Origin of the sequence: Pseudarthrobacter sp. AG30, assembly GCF_003116525.1 — a bacterium.
Taxonomy (GTDB): domain Bacteria; phylum Actinomycetota; class Actinomycetes; order Actinomycetales; family Micrococcaceae; genus Arthrobacter.
Genome location: NZ_QEHL01000005.1, coordinates 93,356 through 114,980, shown reverse-complemented (window position 1 = coordinate 114,980; position 21,625 = coordinate 93,356). Strand labels below are relative to the sequence as shown.

Annotated in this window: 12 protein-coding genes; 11 read left to right on the top strand and 1 reads right to left on the bottom strand. The window is 65.9% G+C overall.

What is annotated here, in order from left to right:
* Nucleotides 1-5 precede the first annotated feature (5 nt).
* The 11 genes from DC347_RS06580 (at nt 6) to DC347_RS06530 (ending at nt 20,082) form a co-directional block, all read left to right on the top strand.
* Complete coding sequence (locus DC347_RS06580) at nt 6-1,994, top strand: penicillin-binding transpeptidase domain-containing protein (RefSeq protein ID WP_018762832.1); 1,989 nt, start codon at nt 6-8, stop codon at nt 1,992-1,994.
* Nucleotides 1,995-2,019: 25 nt separating this feature from the next.
* Nucleotides 2,020-3,702: an ABC-F family ATP-binding cassette domain-containing protein gene (locus DC347_RS06575; protein ID WP_109044839.1), complete on the top strand. Its 1,683-nt coding sequence runs from the start codon at nt 2,020-2,022 to the stop codon at nt 3,700-3,702.
* Nucleotides 3,703-3,756: 54 nt separating this feature from the next.
* A complete protein-coding gene (locus tag DC347_RS06570) occupies nt 3,757-4,530 on the top strand; it encodes a DeoR/GlpR family DNA-binding transcription regulator (RefSeq protein ID WP_026264885.1) in 774 nt (257 codons plus the stop codon).
* On the top strand, nt 4,527-5,735 hold the full coding sequence (locus DC347_RS06565; protein ID WP_109044838.1) for an MFS transporter: 1,209 nt from the start codon (nt 4,527-4,529) through the stop codon (nt 5,733-5,735). Before DC347_RS06570 ends, DC347_RS06565 begins: the two co-directional genes overlap by 4 nt.
* 73 nt (nt 5,736-5,808) lie before the next feature.
* The gene (locus DC347_RS06560; RefSeq protein WP_026264886.1) at nt 5,809-7,305 is read left to right on the top strand and encodes a bifunctional phosphatase PAP2/diacylglycerol kinase family protein; all 1,497 of its coding nucleotides are present in this window, start codon (nt 5,809-5,811) and stop codon (nt 7,303-7,305) included.
* A gap of 149 nt (nt 7,306-7,454) precedes the next feature.
* Nucleotides 7,455-8,378 (top strand): ABC transporter ATP-binding protein, encoded by a 924-nt coding sequence (locus tag DC347_RS06555; protein ID WP_109044837.1) that lies wholly within the window; start codon nt 7,455-7,457, stop codon nt 8,376-8,378.
* Nucleotides 8,378-9,268 carry an ABC transporter permease gene (locus DC347_RS06550; RefSeq protein WP_231369906.1) on the top strand — a complete coding sequence of 297 codons (891 nt, stop codon included), beginning with the start codon at nt 8,378-8,380 and terminating at the stop codon, nt 9,266-9,268. The genes DC347_RS06555 and DC347_RS06550 overlap by 1 nt, the downstream gene beginning before the upstream one ends.
* A gap of 261 nt (nt 9,269-9,529) precedes the next feature.
* Entirely contained in the window at nt 9,530-10,933 is a 1,404-nt protein-coding gene (locus DC347_RS06545; protein WP_018762839.1) for an amino acid permease, read from the top strand.
* Between the two features lie 20 nt (nt 10,934-10,953).
* The gene (locus DC347_RS06540; RefSeq protein WP_109044836.1) at nt 10,954-12,255 is read left to right on the top strand and encodes a M18 family aminopeptidase; all 1,302 of its coding nucleotides are present in this window, start codon (nt 10,954-10,956) and stop codon (nt 12,253-12,255) included.
* A gap of 293 nt (nt 12,256-12,548) precedes the next feature.
* A complete protein-coding gene (locus tag DC347_RS06535) occupies nt 12,549-15,278 on the top strand; it encodes a WecB/TagA/CpsF family glycosyltransferase (RefSeq protein ID WP_109044835.1) in 2,730 nt (909 codons plus the stop codon).
* Between the two features lie 112 nt (nt 15,279-15,390).
* The gene (locus DC347_RS06530) at nt 15,391-20,082 is read left to right on the top strand and encodes a DUF4082 domain-containing protein (protein ID WP_109044834.1); all 4,692 of its coding nucleotides are present in this window, start codon (nt 15,391-15,393) and stop codon (nt 20,080-20,082) included.
* A 162-nt stretch (nt 20,083-20,244) separates the two neighbouring features.
* On the opposite strand, the gene DC347_RS06525 is transcribed toward DC347_RS06530, so the two are convergent.
* Entirely contained in the window at nt 20,245-21,498 is a 1,254-nt protein-coding gene (locus tag DC347_RS06525; RefSeq protein WP_018762843.1) for a hypothetical protein, read from the bottom strand.
* Nucleotides 21,499-21,625 lie beyond the last annotated feature (127 nt).

Here is a 21,625-nt window from a genome sequence, read left to right as displayed (position 1 = left end):
GCCGCATGGGGAAATCAACAAAACTTTCGCTTGCCGTAGCTGCGCTCGTCCTGGGTACCTCCCTGGTGGCCTGCGACGACGGTAAGAGCGGGGCCGAAGCCGCGGCCCAGCAGTTGGCCGGCGCGGTCTCATCGCTTGACGTTGGCTCGGTGGCCTTTGACGGCAAGGACGCCGCCGCGGCCAACGACCAGCTGCACCAGGTCTTCGCTGCCTTGGATCCGCAGAAGCCCGAGGTCCAGGCAGGCGGACTCACCCTCGACGGCGATAAAGCGTCCGCGCCGCTGAGCTATACCTGGAAGTTCGGCGACGCCGAATGGAAGTACACCAGCTCGGCGAACTTCAAGAAGTCAGGGGACAAGTGGCTGACGGTGTGGGACCCGGCCCTCCTGGCACCCGGCCTGACGGACAGTGAAATTGTCACCAAGGGCTCCCAGTCCCCCCAGCGTGCCGACATCCTTGGTGCCGGCGACGTACCCTTGGTCACCTACCGTCCCGTGGTTAATGTCGGTATCGACAAGCCGCAACTGGGCGCCGCAGACCCCTCCGATTCCGCCGGCAAGCTGGCCGCGCTGGTGGGAGTGGACCCGGCGGCGTATGCGCAACAGGTCAAGGCTGCCGGTGCACAGGCTTTTGTCCCTGCCATCACGCTGCGTGAAGAAGGCAGGACCATCTCGGATCAACAGATCCAGGCGATCCCCGGAGCGCGCGGCATCCCCGCGTCCATGCCGCTGGCTCCCAGCAGGACGTTTGCCCGCGCCGTGCTCGGTTCGGTCGGCGAAGCCACCGCGGAACAGATCGATGCATCCGAAGGCGCCCTGGACGCAGGGGATGTCACGGGCATCGGCGGGCTCCAGCAGCAGTACGACGCACAGCTCCGAGGATCAGATGCCGTGGTCATCCGGGCGCAGCGGGCCGACCTGACGCGCGAACAGATCCAGTCCGCCGGCACCGACCCCAGGCGCGTCCTTTTCGAGGTGGCACCCAAGCCCGGTACGCCGTTGAAGACCACCCTCGATCCGCGCCTCCAGACCCTGGCTGAGTCCACCCTGGAGGGTGTGGGCCCGGCGTCGGCCATCGTGGCGCTTCGGCCCTCCACCGGCGCCGTACTCGCCGCGGCCTCCGGCCCGGGCAGCAACGGCTACAACACGGCCATGCTGGGCCAGTACGCCCCGGGCTCGATCTTCAAGATGGTGGATTCCCTGGCCATGTTCCGCAACGGCATGAATCCCGATTCCACCGTCCAGTGCACCCCCACCCTCACAGTAGACGGGCGCACCTTCAAGAACTCCGAGGGCTACCCCGCGACCTCCCTTGGCGCGGTGACCCTCCGGGACGCCTTTGCGCACTCCTGCAATACCGCCTTCATTTCCCAGCGCGACTCGGTATCGCAGAGTCAGCTCGAAGCCGCGGCCACCTCCATGGGCGTCGCGGTGGAAGCGCCGAAACTCGGGGCGGAAGCGTTCTTGGGTTCCGTGCCGGGGCAGGCCCAGGGCACCGAACACGCGGCCTCCATGATTGGCCAGGGCAAGGTTTTGCTCTCCCCCCTGGCTGCTGCGATCATGGCCGGCTCTGTTGCCAAGGGCGCCCCCGTTTCGGCGCAGCTGGTCCTCAACCCCGATGCCGCTGCCCCCGCTGCGGGAACCACCGCCGGGTCCACTGCCCCGGCCGCCGCACCGACTGCCACGGCGACGGCCGAGGCGCCGTCCACGGCATCGGACAAACCGATCACGGCAGCGGAGGCGGCATCGCTGGCTGACATGATGCGCGCCGTGGTTACTTCCGGGCATGCAGGCTTCCTGTCCAGCGTCCCCGGGGCACCGGTAGGGGCGAAGACCGGAACCGCCGAATTCGGCACCGAGAACCCGCCCAAGACGCACGCGTGGATCGTGGCCGTCCACGGGGACCTGGCGGTGGCCGTCTTCGTGGAAGACGGCGGCCTGGGCGCCACCACCTCGGGTCCGCTGCTGAAGCAGTTCCTCACCGCCGCCGGCTAGGCTCCGCCGTGGGAGGATTGACGGCGTGGCCCATATTGACGTTTCCGGCATCGACTACTTCCTCTCCGACGGCACCCAGCTCCTGAACGGAGTCACCTTCAAGGTCCCGGACGGTACCAAGACCGCCTTGATCGGGCCCAACGGCACAGGAAAGACCACGCTTTTCCGGATCATCGCCGGAGACCTGGTCCCGGATGAGGGCGTCATCGGGCGGTCCGGGAACATGGGCATCATGCGCCAGTTCGTGGGGCAGGTCCGTGACGGTTCAACAGTCCGGGACCTCCTGGTGTCCGCTGCTCCCCCGGCTTTGGCGGCCGCTGCGCGCGAGGTGGATGATGCCGAGCTGGCCATGATGGAGCACGACGACGAGCCCACCCAGATGCGGTACGCCCAGGCCATCGTGGACTGGGGGGACGCCGGAGGCTACGACGTCGAGACCGTCTGGGACGAGGTCTGCATGGCCGCGCTGGGACTGCCGTTTGACCGCGCACAGCACCGCCCGGCGTCGACCCTTTCCGGCGGCGAGCAGAAACGCCTGGTGCTGGAAGCACTGTTCGCAGGCCCGGACGACCTCCTCCTCCTGGACGAGCCGGACAACTACCTTGACGTGCCGGGCAAACGCTGGCTCGAGGAGAAGCTGAACGAGTCAAGGAAGACCGTCTTCTTCATCAGCCACGACCGCGAGCTGCTGAACAACGCCGCCGGGCGCATTGTCACCCTGGAGCCGGGGATCAACGGAGCCGCAGCATGGATCCACGGCGGTGGATTCGAATCGTACGTGGAGGCCCGCGCGGACCGGAACGCCCGGTTCGAGGAATTGCGGAAGCGCTGGGACGAGGAGCACATCAAGCTCAAGGAACTCGTCAACATGTACAAGAACAAGGCCGCGTTCCGCTCTGACATGGCCAACCGCTACCACGCCGCCCAGACCCGGCTGGCAAAGTTCCTCGAAGTGGGTCCGCCGGAGGCACTGCCGATCGAACAGAACGTCCAGATGCGGCTCAAAGGCGGACGAACCGCCAAGCGCGCCATCGTTGCCGAACGGCTGGAACTGACCGGCCTGATGAAGCCCTTCTCCACCGAGGTCTGGTTCGGCGACCGGGTCGGCGTGCTCGGCTCCAACGGCTCCGGCAAGAGCCACTTCCTGCGGCTGCTCGCCACCGGCGGCACCGATCCCGAGCGGGAACACCTGCCGGTCTCCGATGTGGAAATCGCCGAGGTCCCGCACGAAGGGACCGTCAAGCTCGGTGCGCGGATCCGGCCCGGGTTCTTTGCCCAAACCCATGTCCGGCCGGATCTCCTGGGCAAGACGCTCCTGGAAATCCTGCACCGCGGTGACGAACACCGTTCGGGGCTGGGGCGGGAGGCGGCCGCCGGCGCCCTGGACGGCTATGGCCTGGCGGGACAGTCCGAGCAAAAGTACGAGTCGCTGTCCGGCGGCCAGCAGGCGCGTTTCCAGATCCTGCTCCTGCAGCTCAGCGGAGCCACCCTGCTGCTGTTGGACGAGCCAACGGACAACCTGGACCTGCACTCCGCCGAGGCGCTGGAGCGCGCCATTGACCACTTTGAGGGCACGGTCCTTGCCGTCACCCATGACCGCTGGTTCGCTCGGACGTTCGACCGGTTCCTGGTGTTCGGATCGGACGGGAAGGTGTACGAATCAGCGGAACCGGTCTGGGACGAACAGCGGGTGGAACGCGCACGCTGAGGAGTCGGTGAGCAGTCTAATGAGCAAATGATCATCAATTGATAGCATTTGATCATGAAGACGGATGAGCGGCACAGGACTATTGCCGAAATCCTCCGGCGGCAGGCCGAGGTGAGCGTCGAAGAACTGATGCTGGCCTGCGATGCTTCCGGGGCCACGATCCGTCGCGACCTTGAAGCGCTGGCAGGCAACGGCGTCCTCCGTCGGATCCACGGCGGAGCCAGGAGCCTGATCGGGCAAGGGCAGCACCCAGGGTACGGGCTCCGGGAGCTGGAGGACCGGGACGCCAAGAGGCGCATCGCCGCCGCCGTCGCCGGGCTGCTGCTGGAACGCGAACATGTGTGGCTGGACAGCGGGAGCACGGCAACCGAGGTGGCCCGTGCCGTGACCGGCCGGGAACTGACCTTGATGCCGATGTCCCTGCCCGGACTCAATGCGGCCGCCGGCGGGGACACTGCCGCAGGCTCCCGGCCTGCACTGTTGCTGCCAGGAGGGAGCCTGGTGCCCGGTGAGCTCTGTTTCCGCGGACCCCTGGCGGAGTCCAACATCAGGTCGTTGCGTTTTGATACCGCCGTGCTCACCCCCTGTGCCGTTGACTTTACTGACGGCCTCCTGGCCCACGACCTGGACGATGCCGCGGTCAAGAGGGCCGGCCTGGACGCGTCGGCGCGGGTGGTGGTTGCCGCATCGGCGGCTAAATGGCAGGCGCACGCGAGGGTCCTTATCGGCGGCCTGGACCGGGTTGACGTGATTGTCACCGACCGGAAATTCAGTGGCCAGGAACAAGCCCAACTCGACCAATACTCTGTGGAAGTAGTGAACGTATGAGCACCAACGCCGGCACCGAACAGCACGTTGGACTGAAAGCGGCGGCCGCGGCCACGTTCGTGGTCTTTGGCATTAATGGACTGGTGTTCGCCAGCTGGGCTGCACGGATCCCGGCCGTCACGCAGACGCTGCACATCACCTCCGGCCAGATGGGCACGCTGCTGCTCTGCACGGCCGTCGGGTCGCTTTTGGCGCTCCCCACAGCGGGCATGGTGGTAGGCCGGATCGGAACGGCGAACACGGTCCGCTTCGCCGGCCTGCTGGCGGCCGCCGCGGGCATCGGCATCGCCCTGGCGCTCTCGGCCACCTCCATACCCGGAACCGCGGTCTCGCTGTTCTTCTTCGGAATCGGTATCGGCCTGTGGGATGTTGCGCAAAACATCGAAGGCGCGGACGTAGAACACAAACTCCGCCGGACTGTCATGCCGCAATTCCACGCTGCCTTCAGCGGTGGTGCGTTCGTAGGCGCACTGGTTGGCGCCGGCCTGTCCAGCCTGGGCGTGGACCTTCCCCTGCACCTGATGGTCATTGCCGGTGTGGTGGTGCTGGTGGCCCTGACCGCGCCGCGCTTCTTCCTCCCCCACATTTCCACGGCAGCCACGCCCGGGGAACCCGAACCTGCCAAGGGCCCCTCGGCATGGCGGGACAGCAGGACGTTGCTGATCGGCGTCGTGGTCCTGGGAGCCACCCTCACCGAGGGGGCCGGCAACGATTGGATCGCCAAAGCCTCCGTGGACGGCCTGGCCACCTCGGAGTCCACGGGCGCACTCATGTTTGCCCTCTTTGTCCTTGCCATGACAGCAATGCGCTTCCTCGGCGGCCGGGTGATCGACAAGTACGGCCGGGTGGCCGTGCTGCGGGCCAGCATGGCGGCCGCAGCCGCCGGGCTGGGCCTTTTCGTCCTGGCGCCGAACATCTGGCTGGCCGGTATCGGTGCGGCACTGTGGGGCGTCGGCGCAGCGCTGGCTTTCCCGATGGGGATGTCAGCAGCCTCCGACGACCCCAGGCATTCGGCAGCACGCGTATCCGTTGTATCCACTTTGGGTTATATATCGTTCCTGGCCGGCCCGCCGCTGCTCGGGTACCTCGGCGACCTCACCGGCATCCACACCGCGCTGCTGGCGATCATGGCACCGGTCCTCGTGGCACTGCTGCTGGCCGGTGCCGCCAGGCCCCTGCGGCTGGAGGACACCAAGGAGCCCTGACAGGATCCGGGGCCGCCGCGCAGGCAAGGGCGTGGAACCGAATGCTAAAGCGGCAGGGGTTTAGGGTGATCACATGCAAAGCACCAGGCACCGCCGGCGGAGTTGGCCCAGCCGCATCGACAGATTCCTTCTCCAGCATGTTTCTAACCTTCCCGGCGGCAGCCACGACGTGTTCTTCCGACGGCTCTCGGCCTCAGCGAACCAGGGAAAGCTCTGGATCGGTATCGCAGCCGTCCTTGCGCTGTTCCCCGGCAAATCCCGGCGCGCTGCCGTCCACGGGCTGATCGCCCAGGGCGTCGCCTCGGCCGTTACGAACATGGTGTTCAAGACCCTGCTCCCCCGGACCCGGCCGAAGCCGGAAAATCTCCCGGTGTTCCGCTTCGTCCACCCCCAGCCCCAGAGTTCCTCCATGCCTTCGGGGCATTCAGCGTCCGCCGTCGCCTTCGCGGTGGGCGCCGGCCTGGTCCAGCCCGCCCTTGGCGCTGCCTTGGCGCCCGCGGCCCTTGGTGTGGCCTACTCGAGGGTCCACACCGGTGCGCACTGGCCTTCGGACGTCATCTTCGGTTCGGCCCTCGGTGCGGGCGCCGCCCTGGTGACCCGGCACTGGTGGCCGGTCCGGCCGCCCATTCCGCAGACGGCCCGGACGTGGACCGAGGCTCCTGGGCTGCCCGGTGGGGAAGGCCTCAGCATCGTGGTCAACACCCTGGGTGGATCCTTCAAGGTGGAAACGGCCGCCGCCCTCAAAGATGTATTCCCTAAGGCACATATAAACGTCGTGCAGCCGGACGATGACCTCGTGCAGCAGATCAACGCGACCGCGGACGTCCCCGGGACCCTTGCCCTGGGTGTGTGGGGCGGCGACGGAACCGTCGGCGCCGCGGCTGCTGCCGCCGTCGACCGCTCCCTGCCCCTGCTGGTTCTGCCCGGGGGAACCCTCAACCACTTTGCGCGGGACGCGGGGATCGGAAACCTCAAGGACGCCGTGAAAGCGGCGACCAAGGGTGAGGCCGCACTGGCGGACATCGGCCTGGTGACCGCGGAGCGTGGCCTCGCGGGCCATCCCGAAGTGTCCGAGCTGGTCATGCTCAACACGTCCAGTGTGGGCCTCTATCCCAATCTCGTACGTCGCCGGGAGCACCTGCAACCCGCGCTTGGAAAGCCGCTGGCCGGCGTCGTGGCCATGTTCCGCACGTTCGCCGCGGGAACCCCCATCACTCTTTCCGTCGACGGTGTCCGGCACAAGGTGTGGATCGCCTACCTTGGACGGGGCCGCTACTACCCCCGGGACCACGCGCCGCTCATCCGGCCCGTCATGGACGACGGCGTACTGGACGTCAGGCTGATCACCGCCGACGAGTCGTTCGCCCGCGTGCGGCTGCTCTGGGCCGTCCTGACCGGAACGGTGGCAAGTTCCAGGATCACGCACCTGCGCGAGGCCTCCACGGTCACCATTGATGCCGACGGCGCACCCATGGCCCTTGCCGTGGACGGTGAGGCACTGGCCGGAGTGCGCCGGGTCGCTTATTCAGTGCGGCGCAACGCGCTGACGTACTACTCCCCACGCCCCTGAACAGGGAAGGCTTTGGTCCGGAGCAACCCTGATTCTCCCCTGAATCATCCCTGAGCAGGGCGAAATGCGGCGGTGGCCCCGTTAGCGTAGGGAGTGAACTCCCACAGAACGCCATCTGCAGCCACGCGCTGCCGTCAAAAGGAAAATTCATGATCGAGGCAAACGGGCTGACAAAGGTGTACGGGGCGAAGACCGCCGTGGCCGGTGTCAGCTTCACCGTCAGGGCAGGGCAAGTCACAGGATTCCTGGGCCCGAACGGGGCAGGAAAGTCCACCACGATGCGCATGATCATGGGACTGGACCGGCCGACATCGGGATCGGTCACAGTGAACGGCCTCCCCTACGTCAAGCACACGGCTCCGCTGCGGCAGGTGGGCGCCCTGCTGGATGCGAAAGCGGTCCATACCAGCCGCAGCGCGTACAACCACCTGCTGGCCATGGCCGCCACACACGGTATTCCCAAATCCCGGGTGCACGAAGTGATCGAGATGACCGGCCTCGACGCGGTGGCGCGAAAGAAAGCCGGCGGCTTCTCACTGGGCATGGGCCAGCGGCTGGGCATCGCTGCGGCGTTGCTCGGCGACCCGCAGACCTTGATCCTGGACGAACCCGTCAACGGGCTGGACCCGGAAGGCGTGGTCTGGGTGCGGAACCTGGTCCGTTACCTCGCCGGGCAGGGACGCACCGTGTTCCTCTCCAGCCACCTCATGAGCGAGATGGCCCAGACCGCCGACCACCTCATCGTCATCGGCCGCGGCCGGGTGATCGCCGATGCGCCCATCCGCGACATCATTACCGGCAAGGGCCAGGCCCGCGTCCGCGTCCGCACGGACCAGCCGGACCGGCTGCGGCAGCTGCTGGCCGGCCGCGGCGCCTCGATCGAGGTCCCGGAACGGGAAATGCTGGAAGTGACCGGCCTCGAACCGAAGGCAATCGCCGCGGCAGCCCTGGAAAACCAGGTCATGGTCTATGAACTCACCCCCCTGACGGCCAGCCTCGAGGAAGCGTACATGGAACTGACCAAAGACGACGTCGAATACCACTCCCTGCCCGCCGCGGAGGTAAGCAAATAATGAGCGCCATGACCACAGAATCCACGGCTTCGCCCGAACCGGCATCATCGTCCGCAGGCCACAGCCACGGCCACGGAGGGTCCCTGCCGGGCCCCACGTTCTTTCGGGTGCTCAACTCGGAACTCATCAAGTTCCGGAGCCTGCTCTCAACGCTGATCCTGCTCGCCGCCACGGCGGTTGTGATGGTGGGCTTTGGTGCGCTGTCCGCATGGGGCACCGGCCAGTTCGCCAACGCGGCATCGCGGGATCCGCAGGCGGCCGTGCGGGCGGCCTCCCAAGGCGGGGACCTCGCGATCAGCGTGCCCACCTCGGGGATCGCCTTCGCCCAGCTGATCCTTGGGTCCCTGGGCGTGCTCTTGATGAGCTCGGAATTCACCACCGGCATGGCGCGGTCCACGTTCGCGGCAGTGCCCAAGAGGCTGCCTGCGTTCACTGCCAAACTGGTGGTGGTCATGGTGGTCTCCTTCGCGGTCACGGCCCTCTCCACCTGGGTGGCCGGACTGGTGGCGGTTCCCATCCTGGACAACTACGGACTGAAGCTGGACCTGGCAAGTTCCGAATCCGTGAAACTGCTCCTGGTCAACAGCATCTACGTTGCAGCCGTGGCCGCGATCGGCATGGCCCTGGGCACGCTGCTTCGGAACTCGGCCGGCGGCATCATGAGCCTGGTGGGCATCTTCTTCGTGGCACCCATCGCTTTCCAGCTCATTCCCGGCGACTTCTTCAAGGAGGCCCGGAAATACCTGCCCGGCAACACGGTTGAGCCGCTGACCGCCGCCCAGCACGTGCCGGACACCCTCGAAACGTGGCAGGCGGCCTTGGTCCTGGGCGCCTGGGTGGTGATCCCCGTGCTGATCGCCGCCGTCCTGCTGAAGCGCCGGGACGTGTAGGAGGGATATCCTGCGCCGGTGGCCGGCGCGTGGTTTCCGGCACATTACAAAAGTGCCTGGTGGGAAACATTATTTGCCCATCATGGTTCCTGCTTGGAGTGCCGTCCTGTTAGGCGCAACCAGATCTGTTGGAGTGCACAAAGCAAGGCGCATAATGGCGGACCTAGGGTGAAACGACGATGTGGTGCACCACACGGTCCGCCGCGGTGCACCAATGAACGTCGCACAACCTCTGCAATTTCCCAACAGGACGGCACTTCCATGCATGCTGACCAGCAACTCTCAAAGTCCCTGAAACCCAGGCACCTGTCCATGATCGCCATAGCCGGCGTGATCGGTGCAGGGCTCTTCGTCGGCTCGGGGGCCGCGATCCAGCAGGCCGGCCCGGGCATCCTTGTCGCGTACGCAGCCGCCGGCCTCGTGGTCATCCTGGTGATGCGCATGCTGGGTGAAATGGCCGCAGCCAACCCGGAAACGGGCTCTTTCTCGACCTATGCGGACAAGGCCCTGGGCCGCTGGGCAGGGTTCAGCATCGGCTGGCTCTATGCCTGGTTCTGGATTATCGTCCTGGGCATCGAGGCCACCGCCGGTGCGGCCATCATGCACCGGTGGGTGCCGGGCATCGACCAGTGGGTCTGGGCCCTGGTCCTCATGGTGCTGCTGACCTTGACCAACCTCGGCTCGGTGAAGTCCTACGGCGAGTTCGAATTCTGGTTCGCCTCCATCAAGGTGGCCGCGATCGTCCTCTTCCTGGTCTTCGGCGCCGCCGCCATCCTGGGCCTGGTCCCCGGCGTCCCGGCCCCCGGCCTGAGCAACCTGCTCAACAACGGCGGATTCATGCCCAACGGTCCGGGCGCCGTCCTGGCCGGCATCCTGGTGGTCGTCTTCTCCTTCTTCGGCGCCGAGATCGCCACGATCGCCGCCGGCGAATCCGAAAACCCCGTGGACGCCGTCAAGAAGGCCGTGAAGTCAACCGTCTGGCGCATCCTGGTGTTCTACATCGGTTCCATCGCCGTGGTGGTCACCCTGCTCCCCTGGAACTCTGCGTCCGTCGCCAAGAGCCCGTACGTTGCGGTCATCGAACTGTTCGGCATCCCCGGTGCCGGCACCATCATGGACGTCGTGGTCCTGACCTCCGTCCTGTCCTGCCTCAACTCCGGGCTGTACACCGCAAGCCGCATGCTGTTCTCGCTCTCCACCCGCGGTGACGCCCCGCGCTCCTGGACGAGGATCTCCCGGCGCGGAGTTCCCGCCGCCGCCGTGCTCGCTTCCACGGTGGTCGGCTTCATCACGGTGGGCCTGAACTACATCGCACCGGACACGGTGTTCCTGTTCCTGGTCAACACTTCCGGTGCCATCGCCCTCTTCGTCTGGCTGGTCATCTCCGTGTCGCAGCTGATCCTCCGCCGCCGGATGGGTGCCGCCGCACAGGACCTCCAGCTGAAGATGTGGCTGTTCCCCTACCTCACCTGGGCAGCAATCATCAGCATCGTGGCCCTGCTTATCGGCATGGTGATCGTGGAATCGACCCGCGAATCACTGTTGCTCTCCATCGCGTTGGCGGTGGTGGTGGTTGCTGTGGGCGTGCTGCGCTACCGGCGCAAGGACGCGGCCATGGCAGCGGAACCGGCAAGGGCATCCGAGGCCGCAGCGCCGGTGGAGTAGGCCGCATTAGACTCGGGACCATGCCTTTGACTTCCTCTGCCGCAGACCACATCCAGGACCTTGGCGCCTTTGTCAGCGCATCGCCGTCGAGCTTCCATGCTGCCCACGAGGGCGGCCGGAGGCTGGAGGAAGCCGGCTTCCTCCGCCTGGACGAGCTGCAGCCGTGGGAGGGCGGGCCCGGCTCCTTCTTCATGATCCGCGACGGCGCCCTGATCGCCTGGGTGGTTCCCGAAGGAGCCGGACCCGCCACCGGCTTCAATATCCTTGGCGCCCACACCGACTCGCCGTCCTTCAAGCTCAAGCCGAAGCCCACCACCGGCGCCCACGGCTGGCTCCAGGCCGGGGTGGAAATCTACGGCGGGCCCCTGCTCAACTCCTGGCTGGACCGGGAGCTCCGGCTCGCCGGCCGGCTGGTGATGCTCGATGGCACGCAACACCTGGCCGCCACCGGGCCGCTGCTCCGCTTCCCGCAGCTGGCTATCCACCTGGACCGGGCAGTGAATGACGGGCTTACCCTGGACAAGCAGCGCCATATGAACCCGGTGTGGGGGCTGGGAAACCCCACCGATGCGGACCTGTTGAGCGTCCTGGCCGCGTCCGTTGACGGCGCCTCCGTTGATCCTGCCGGCATTGGCGGGTACGACGTCGTCATTGCGGACACGCAGGCGCCTGCGGTTTTTGGGGGCAAGGGGGAGTTCTTCGCATCCGGGCGGCTGGACAACCTGTCGGCCACGCACGCCGGGCTTGCGGCCCTGGCCGCGCATGCTGCGTCCGGCACGGCCGGGGGACCCATTGCCGTGCTCGCAGCGTTCGACCACGAGGAAATCGGCTCCAACTCCCGCTCCGGTGCCTGCGGACCCATCCTTGAAGACGTGCTGGTGCGCATCTCCGACGGCCTGGGTGCGACGGTGAGCCAACGGCGGCAGGCCCTCGCGGCGTCGTTCTGCCTGTCAGCCGACGCCGGGCACGCGGTCCACCCCAACTACGCCGAGCGGCACGACCCCGCCAACCACCCCGTGCTCAACGGGGGACCGCTCCTGAAGATCAACGCCAACCAGCGCTACGCCACGGATGCGTTTGGCGCGGCCTTCTGGGCCAGGCTTTGCGGCGAAGCGGGCGTGCCGTACCAGGAATTCGTCTCCAACAACGTGGTGCCCTGCGGTTCCACCATCGGACCCCTCACCGCCACAAGGCTGGGCATCCGGACCGTGGACGTGGGCTTGCCGTTGCTGTCCATGCATTCCGCACGGGAGTTGTGCGGAGTGGAGGATCCCCTCCGCCTCGCCGCCGTCTCGGAGCTGTTCTTCCGCACCCCGGCCTAGCCAGGCAATTTGTGGCACCACAAAGGTTCGTGCGGGTACCCACATAGGTAGCCTGCCGGACTCCGGCTAGGGGGTTTCCCCGGCCTACGGTGGGGACACACGGATGCCGTTGGGTGTCCGGCCCACGGTTCCGGGCCGGACACCAGGTCCTCGCAGTCCTGCCAACGATGGCATCCGTCGACCACTGACAGATGCGACAGGTGCCGTGCCGGGTGACCGGCGCGAGGCTGAAACGGGGAGTGCAGACCCCTTTTCCAGCCGACGTGCTCCTGCGCTGTGACCATGGAGCCGGAATGACATCTGCACTTGGGCGCCTGCCCCGCCGCATCCACAAAATGGGGATGGCCGGGTTGGTGACACCGCGGGGAACAACGGCCCTCGAGGGCCCGCTGCAGCGGGCTGTCACGCTGGGTGGCGTCAGGGTCGACCTGATGAGCCGTGAGGACGCCCTGGCAGCCATCATGGAACGAGCCGCGGGTGCCCCCGAGACCCCCCTGGGTGTGCTCTCCGCGAACCTGGACCACGTCAACCACTTCGGGACCGGCGGCCGCTGGGAAGGAACGCTGGAGATCCCGCAGTTGGAGTGGCTGACGTTGCTGGACGGCGCCCCCTTGGTGGCCAAGGCGACGGAACTCACCGGCCAACGGTGGCCCCGCCTCGCAGGAAGTGACCTGATCGGCCACATCCTCGATGACGCCGCTGCACAAGGACGGACCGTCGGTTTCCTGGGTGGGAGCCCGGAAGCCCAGGAATTGGTTGCCACGCGGATCGAAGCGGAGCGCCCCACCCTGCGCGTGGCCGGCTGGTGGGCGCCGTCCCGCCAAATGCTGGGTGATGCCACCGCCGTCACGGAACTGTGTGCAGACATCCGGGCCGCCGGAGTGGACATCCTGGTGGTCTGTTTGGGCAAACCACGGCAGGAACTCTGGATCGGGGAGTACGGGCCGCAGACCGGGGCGAAGGTCCTGCTGGCGTTCGGGGCGGTCATCGATTTCCTCGCCGGCCACATACGCCGTGCGCCCCGGCAGGTCAGCACCATGGGCCTTGAATGGGCGTGGCGGCTGGCCATGGAGCCACGACGGCTCGCCAAACGGTACGTCGTGGAGGGGCCCGAAGCCTACCTGAAGCTCCGCCGGCACAGTGCCAACGTCGCGCCCGGGCCAAGCACAGGCCCCGCCCCTCGACCCGCTTCCGGTCCCACCCGGCGGGCCGGCACCACGGCAGGGGACTTCACCCCGACCGACCAGCACGCCGATGTTGCCGCTCTGGTGGTGACCTACAACAACGGCGCGGACGTCTGCGGGCTGCTGGAGAGCCTCCGGCTGCAGACCCGGGAACAGTCCATCAAGGTAGTGGTTGCGGACAACTCGCCGAACCCGGAGACCCTTTCCTGCCTGCAGGAGTTTCCAGGCGTGGCCGCCTTCCCCACCGGCGGGAACCTCGGGTACGCGGGCGGCATCAATGCGGCCTGCGCGAAGGCGGGAAGTGCGGATTCGTACCTGGTCCTCAACCCGGACCTTAGACTCTGCCCCGGCGCGGTGATGGCCCTGCGGAAATCCATGGCGGGCACCGGCGCGGGAGTGGTGGTCCCCTTGTTGCGAGACGACGACGGAAGCGTCTACCCCTCGCTGCGCAGGGAACCGAGCATCTCGCGCGCGCTGGGCGACGCCCTCCTCGGAAGCAGGTTCCGAGGACGCCCCGGATGGCTGACCGAAATGGACTTCGACGCCGAAAGCTACGCCCACCCGCACAAGGTGGATTGGGCCACCGGCGCCGCGCTGCTGATCCGCTCCGACATCGCGAAACAGGTCGGCGGCTGGGACGAGTCCTACTTCCTGTACTCGGAGGAGACGGACTACCTGCACCGTGTCCGCGAGCTCAAGGCCGACGTCTGGTTCGAGCCCCTTGCAGCCATGGTCCATTCCCGCGGCGGGTCCGGGAGCTCACCGTCCCTGGATGCCCTCATGGGGGCGAACAGGATCCGCTATGTCCGAAAATTCCATCACGGAAGCTACGCACGAATCTTCCGTGCCGCCGTCGTACTTTCTGCCCTGCTGCGGGCACCGCTGCCCGCCCACCGGGGAATCCTGGGACTGATCGCCAGGGAGTCACGATGGGCCGACCTGCCGCACGCCGTCGCCTACCCGGGTGGCCCCGGCCAGGAAGGGGATTTCCCCTCCGGGACGGTCATCATTCCAGCACACAACGAGGCCCCGGTCCTCGGGCGGACGCTGGCAGCACTCACCGCACCCATCGCGAGCGGGAAGGTGGACGTGGTGGTTGCCTGCAACGGTTGCACCGACGGAACTGAAGCCGTGGCCGGTTCCGTGCCGGGCGTCCGGGTTGTCTCCGTGGAGGCCGCGTCCAAGACCGCTGCCCTCAACGCCGGCGACCAAGCCGCCTGCGGGTGGCCGCGGCTGTACGTTGACGCCGATATCGAGGTGCCGCCGGCCGCCCTGCGTGCCACCTTGGAGGCATTGTCCGACGACGGCGGGCCCCTTTGCGCCCGCCCCGCCTTCACCTATGACACAGCGGGCGCCTCCTGGCCGGTCCGCGCCTACTACCGGGCACGCAACCGGCTGCCCCAGGCATCGGCATCGATGTGGGGTGCCGGCGTTTACGGCCTGAGCCGCAAAGGGCATGAACGGTTTGGTGAATTTCCGCCCGTCACGGCCGACGACTGTTACATCGACCGATTGTTCGACGCCTCCGAAAAAGAAGTCATCGCCTGCCCGCCGGTGACAGTCCGCACGCCACGAACCGGAAAGGCCCTGCTCGCCACCCTGAGGCGCGTATATCGCGGGAACAACGAACTCCGCGATGTTCCGGGCACGCAGACGGGACGCACGGCCAGGCAACTGGCGCATTCAATCAAGGGTCCCGGCTCCGCGGTGGATGCCGCCGTCTATGCCGCCTTCGCGCTTGCGGGCCGTGCGGCCCGGCGCCGAAAAAACACCGCGTGGGAGCGGGATGACAGCAGCCGCAATTATGAATTGCATTCCTGGGGAGTGGGTTGGGGATAAATTCCCTGAATTAAGGACCGAATTTAATCCCCGCATTCCTCAACAGCCGCCTATTCCTTGATCCGGGTAGTGCAGGCACCTGGCGCTATTCACGTCTCGAAATGGAGTTAAAGTGTTTGCAAAATCAAAGCCCGTCGAAAGCAGGCTGCGTGCGGCAGCAAGTTTTTCCGTATTGTTCCTTATCGCCGCGATGCTGTCTTTCAGTTCCACTCTTTACCAGGCTCCGGCGGCCCACGCCGATGCCTGCACGCCCCCCGTTGCCAGCGCCGTCGCCTGTGAAAACTCACTGCCCGGCACCCCGTCCTCGGACTGGGAGGTTTCCGGATCCGGCGACTCGTCCATCCAGGGCTTCGGAACGGCGATGAGCGTCAACCAGGGCGAATCCATCAGCTTCAAGATCAAGACCACCGCCAGCGCCTACCACATCGACATTCTTCGGTTCGGCTACTACCAGGGGAACGGGGCCCGCAAGATCGCCGCCAGCATCCCACTAACGGCCAAACTGCCGCAATCCCAGCCCGCCTGCCTGACCCAGTCCGGGACGGGCCTCGTCGACTGCGGAAACTGGGGGGTTTCCGCGTCGTGGACCGTCCCGGCATCCGCAGTCTCGGGCGTGTACTTCGCCCACCTGGTCCGCAACGATACCGGCGGGGACAGCATGATTCCGTTCGTAGTCCGCAACGATGCGGGAAAGAGCGGCATCGTGGTGCAGACGTCCGACACAACGTGGCAGGCCTACAACACTTACGGCGGCAACAGCCTCTACCAATGCACGGTGGCATGCCCCACCGGCAATCCACAGGCCTACAAGTCAGCATTCAAGGTGTCCTACAACAGGCCGTTCCTTTCCACGGGCGACCAAGGCCACAGCTGGCTCATGGACACCGAATACCCGATGATCCGCTTCCTGGAGGCGAACGGCTACGACGTCAGCTACATCAGCGGCCTGGACACGGCGACGCGAGGCCCGCTGCTGCTCAACCACAAAATGTTCATGTCCTCCGGACACGATGAGTACTGGAGCGGAACACAGCGCAGCAACGTGGAAGCCGCCCGGAACGCAGGCGTCAACCTGGCCTTCTTCAGCGGCAACGAGGCATTCTGGCGCACCCGCTGGGAGGCCTCGATCGATGGCAGCCAGACCTCCGGGCGCACACTGGTCTCATACAAGGACACCCACTACAACACGCCCGTAGACCCGGTGGAATGGACCGGGACCTGGCGCGACCCGCGCTTCGGCACGTCCACCGGTGGCGGAAACCCCGAGAACTCGCTGACCGGACAGTTCTTCCTGGTCAACTCCGGCTCCGCGGACATCAAAGTCCCCGCGCAATACGCGGGCATGCGGCTGTGGCGCAACACTGCGGCCGCCAAACTGACGGGAACCCAATCACTCACGCTCGGAAGCGGCCTGGACACGCTCGGTTACGAGTGGGACATCGACGCCGACAACGGATTCCGTCCTGCCGGCGCATTCAAATTGTCCTCAACCACTGTTTCGGTGCCTGAGGCATTCACTGACTACGGCAGCACCACTGCTGCTTCCAGCCAAACACACAACCTGATCATGTACCGCGCCCCCAGCGGCGCACTTGTCTTCGGTGCCGGCACGGTCCAATGGGCCTACGGCCTGGACAACTTCACCATCCCCACGAGTACCCCCGACAAAAACATGCAGCAGGCCACCGTCAACCTGTTCGCCGACATGGGTGTCCAGCCGGTTACCCTGATGACGGGGCTGGTAGCGGCGGCAAAGTCCACCGACACCAGCGCCCCTGTTTCGACCATCACATCCGGGCTAAACGGCCAGACCCTTGCCGACGGCTCCAGCGTCACCATCTCGGGAACGGCCTCCGACGCCGGCGGGGTAGTGGCCGGCGTCGAAGTATCCACCGACGGTGGAACCACGTGGCGCCCGGCCACCGGGACCACCAGCTGGTCCTACACCTGGACAGTGCACGGCAGCCCGGCAGTGACCGTGAAGACCCGAGCCACCGACGACTCGGGGAACACCGAGGTGCCAGGATCCGGGGCTGCGGTCAACGTTTCCTGCCCGTGTTCCATCTTCGGGTCCAGCATGATCCCCGACACGCCCGATTCCGGCGACGGCGGAAGCGTGGAAGTCGGGATGAAGTTCACCGCCCAGGCGGCAGGAACCGTCACCGGCGTCTCCTTCTACAAGTCAAGCCTGAACAAGGGAACGCACGTCGGCAGCTTGTGGACATCGGGCGGAGCCCGGCTGGCCACGGCAACCTTCACCAACGAGACGGCAACCGGCTGGCAAACGGTCAACTTCGCCACACCAGTGGCCATCACCGCAAACACCACCTATGTGGTCTCCTACTTCGCCCCCCAAGGGCACTATGCGCAGGCCGCAGGCTTCATGTATCCCAACCCGTCGCCCATGCCGGCCGGACACTCGTCCCTTGACAGCGGCGTGCTGCATGGCCTGAGGAACACCCCCAGCTCCGGCAACGGCGTCTACACCTACGGGGCCAGCAGCGTCTTTCCCCAGTCCTCCTACAACGCCGAGAACTATTGGGTGGACGTCAAGTTCGTTCCGTCGGCATCAGTGCCGCCGGCAGTCTCTTCGACCGACCCGGCCAATGCAGCCACCAACGTCGCAATCACCAAGGCGCCGTCGGCTACCTTCAACCAGGCCGTAACAGCGGGCAGCATCACCTTCACGCTGAAGAAGCCTGACAACACGGCAGTGGCAGGCAACGCCGCCTACAGCTCGGGCACAGTCACCTTCACCCCTTCCGCCGCGCTGGCGTACAACACCACGTACACGGCGACCGTCAGCGGCGCCACCAATGCGGCCGGCCAAGCAATGGCGAGCCCCTACACCTGGACGTTCACAACCGGGGCACCACCTCCCGCTCCGGCGGTCAGCAGCACATCGCCGGCAAACCAGGCCACGGGCGTGCCCATCTCCGTGACCCCGTCAGCGACGTTCAACCAGGCAGTGGTGCCCACCTCGGTGGTCTTCAGCGTGCTGGATCCGTCCCTGAACTCAGTGCCCGGTACAACCAGCTACAGCTCCGCGACCAACACCTCCACCTTTGCGCCCGGCAGCCCGCTCGCGTACAACACCACCTACACGGCTACGGTCAGTGGTGCCACGAACAGTTCCGGCCAAGCGATGGCAAGCCCTTACTCGTGGACCTTTACCACCGCCACAGCACCTGTCCCGCCCGCCGTGACGTCAACGCTGCCGGCAGACAAGGCGACGGCGATTGGCGTCAATACGGCACCAAGCGCGACGTTCAACCAGGTGGTTACCGCCAACAGCATTACCTTCACCCTCCAGGCCGGAACCACCAGCGTGACGGGTACCAGCAGCTACTCGGGGACCACCGTGACGTTCACGCCGGGCTCAGCACTGGCCTACAACACCACCTACACGGCGACCGTCAGCGGGGCGACGAATGCGGCGGGACAGGTCATGACCGCGCCCTACAGTTGGACCTTCACTACGGTGGCCCAACCCACGGCCAATTGCCCCTGCAGCGTGTTTGCCGCGAACGCCCTGCCCGGGACCATTGACCAGCCGGACGGATCGTCGGTGGAACTTGGGATGAAATTCCGTTCGGATATTGCCGGGAACGTCACCGGCGTCCGCTTCTACAAGAGTTCCGCAAACACCGGCACGCACACCGGAAAGCTCTGGACCAGCGGAGGGCAGTTGCTGGCCAGCGTGACCTTTACCGGAGAGTCGGGGTCCGGTTGGCAGCAGGCAAACTTCTCCACACCCGTGGCCATCCAGGCGAACACGACGTACATCGTTTCGTACTACGCACCCAACGGGCACTATTCGGCGGACGGAGCTTTCTTCACCAAAGGCGTGGACAACTATCCGCTTCACGGCCTGGCCAGCGGGGTGGACGGACTCAACGGCGTGTACCGTTACGGCACCTCCGCGTTCCCCTCCAGCAGCTACAACAACGCCAACTACTGGGTGGATGTGGTGCTGAACGGGTCGGCGTCGGTCAGCGTGCCCACGGTGTCATCCACCTCACCGGCTGCCGGTGCCACCAACGTGGCCACCACCAGCACGGTGAAGGCGACCTACGACAGGGCCGTTGACCCCAGCACCGTGGTCTTCAACGTCAAGGATGCTGCAAACGCCAACGTACCCGGGACCCTCAGCTATGACACGCTGACCAACACCTCGGTGTTCACCCCCGCCACTGCGCTGGCCTACAGCACAACCTTCACGGCCACGGTTTCGGGTGCCAAGGGAAGCAACGGACAGGCCATGGCAGCCCCCTATACCTGGTCGTTCACCACGGCTCCGCAGCCAACGGCCGGCTGCCCGTGCAGCGTCTTCGCTCCCACCGCGGTTCCATCCACGGTCACCGCCCAGGACAACTCATCGGTGGAACTGGGCATGAAGTTCACCTCGGACACCAACGCCACCGTCACGGCGGTCCGTTTCTATAAGGGACCGCAGAACACGGGTACGCACGTTGGCAAGCTCTGGACCTCAGGAGGCCAACTGCTGGGCTCGGTCACGTTCACCAATGAGGGCGCGTCCGGATGGCAGCGGGCAACGTTCGCGACGCCGATTCCTATCAGCGCCAACACGGTCTACGTGGTCTCGTACCTGGCGCCCAATGGGTATTACTCGGCAGACGGCGCCTTCTTTGCCGGCAAGTCGGCGGACAGCGGCATCCTCCACGGTTTGGCTGACGGCACCAGCGGTCCCAACGGCGTCTATGCCTACGGCGCCGGAGGGTTCCCGAGCAACACCTGGAACGCCACCAACTACTGGGTGGATGTGGAAGTCACCACCCCCTAGCAGCCGGGGACAACCGGCGGGGCAGCCGCAGGGGCCCGCGACGCAATCCAGCGTCGCGGGCCCCACCCGTGCCAGGGGCGGGATGGGCGGGACATGATGCTTGGCCTGCGCAGTCGTCTTCCACGAGGTCGACCTTCACAAGGGCCGGGAAAGGGGGGGGCCTCAGCCAAGGCCGCAGGTGTTGCCTCCGTTGAGGCGGTAGATGTGTACCGCATTGGCGTCGCTGAAGGAGTCCGTAAAGGCGTGGTTCGACACGGGCACCGAACGGTTTTCATCCAGCACTTCTGCCTGGTCCGGGCCGCCGCACCGAACAGAGAAGGTCACCGACTGGGGCCCGGGACGCGTGGCTGCCGCCAAAACATAGAAGTGGCCCGCATTGGCTTTCACGGCGAAATCAACGTCCTTGCTGTTTGCGGTCACGAGCCCCGTTACCGAACCCGTGTTCAGCGCCGGAGCGAGGGTGGTGATGAGCTTGTTCACGGCGGCTACCGTTGGACGGATCGCGGTGCCGCATTCATCCCGGAGCACATGCTGGGACTGGCACTGGCCGCCAAAATTGTGGTTGAAATAGACGATTCCCCGGGCGCCGTGGATGATGCTGCTCCATACGGCGGACCGAAGCTGGGCGGGACTGATGGTGAGTGAATCACTTTCGGAAAATGGGTGGCCCACCTCGACAAACGCCCAGACCGGTTTGGAGCCGGCGGGCTGGACCAGGGACCGTACCCGGTCAACCGTCCAGCCGTAGTGGGCCCCGGTGCGGCATTCCGCGTCAGTGAGATCCCGCCCATCCGCGAAAACTGCCCCGCCTTCGACATGGCTGCAGATATAGGGATCCGTAAACCAGTAGTTGTCCGCGGAGACGACGTCCTGGTAGCTGTTGACGAATTGCGCGGCCTGCGGATTCTTGAGTTGGAACGTTACGCCCTTGCCGTAATTGGAATAGAGCAACGCCCGGGGCGGGAAGAGTTTCACCAGCGCTTCCTGGACGGTGAAACCGCATTCGGAGGCCACAGGCTCGCAGATCACACCTTCACCTTGGGACTTGCCGGTCCACGAGGAGTTTCCCCCGCCCGCCCACATGTCCACTTCATCGGAGACGACGAACCCGGAAGCGCCGGGGACCACTGTGGAGGGGAGCGCATGAAGGCCGCTGCCCCGCACCAGCTCCACATTCGAGTCATCAGTGAGCTGCACGTAGGTGTTCAGGCCGGCACCGCGGTCCGCGGCGATATCCGCTTCCTGCAGGACGCTTTCGAACCACACGCCCAGGGGAAAGAAGCTCGGCTCGGCCGGCAGGGTCGGCGAGAACTTCCCGTAGAAGCCCGGGCCGCCGTCAATCCCCTGGACGCTGACCCCTTCAGGAAGCGGATCTTGAGCCGATCCTGAGGACGCGGAGAAGGCGCTTGACGACATGCATGACGTTCCTAAAAGGCAAGTCAATAGAATTGCGGTTTTCTTGATGAGTTTTGTGGAATTGCGCATGTCCCGGGCGGTTTTTCCAGGTGCTTCGAACAGGTTTTTCATGCCAATTCCTGTCGTA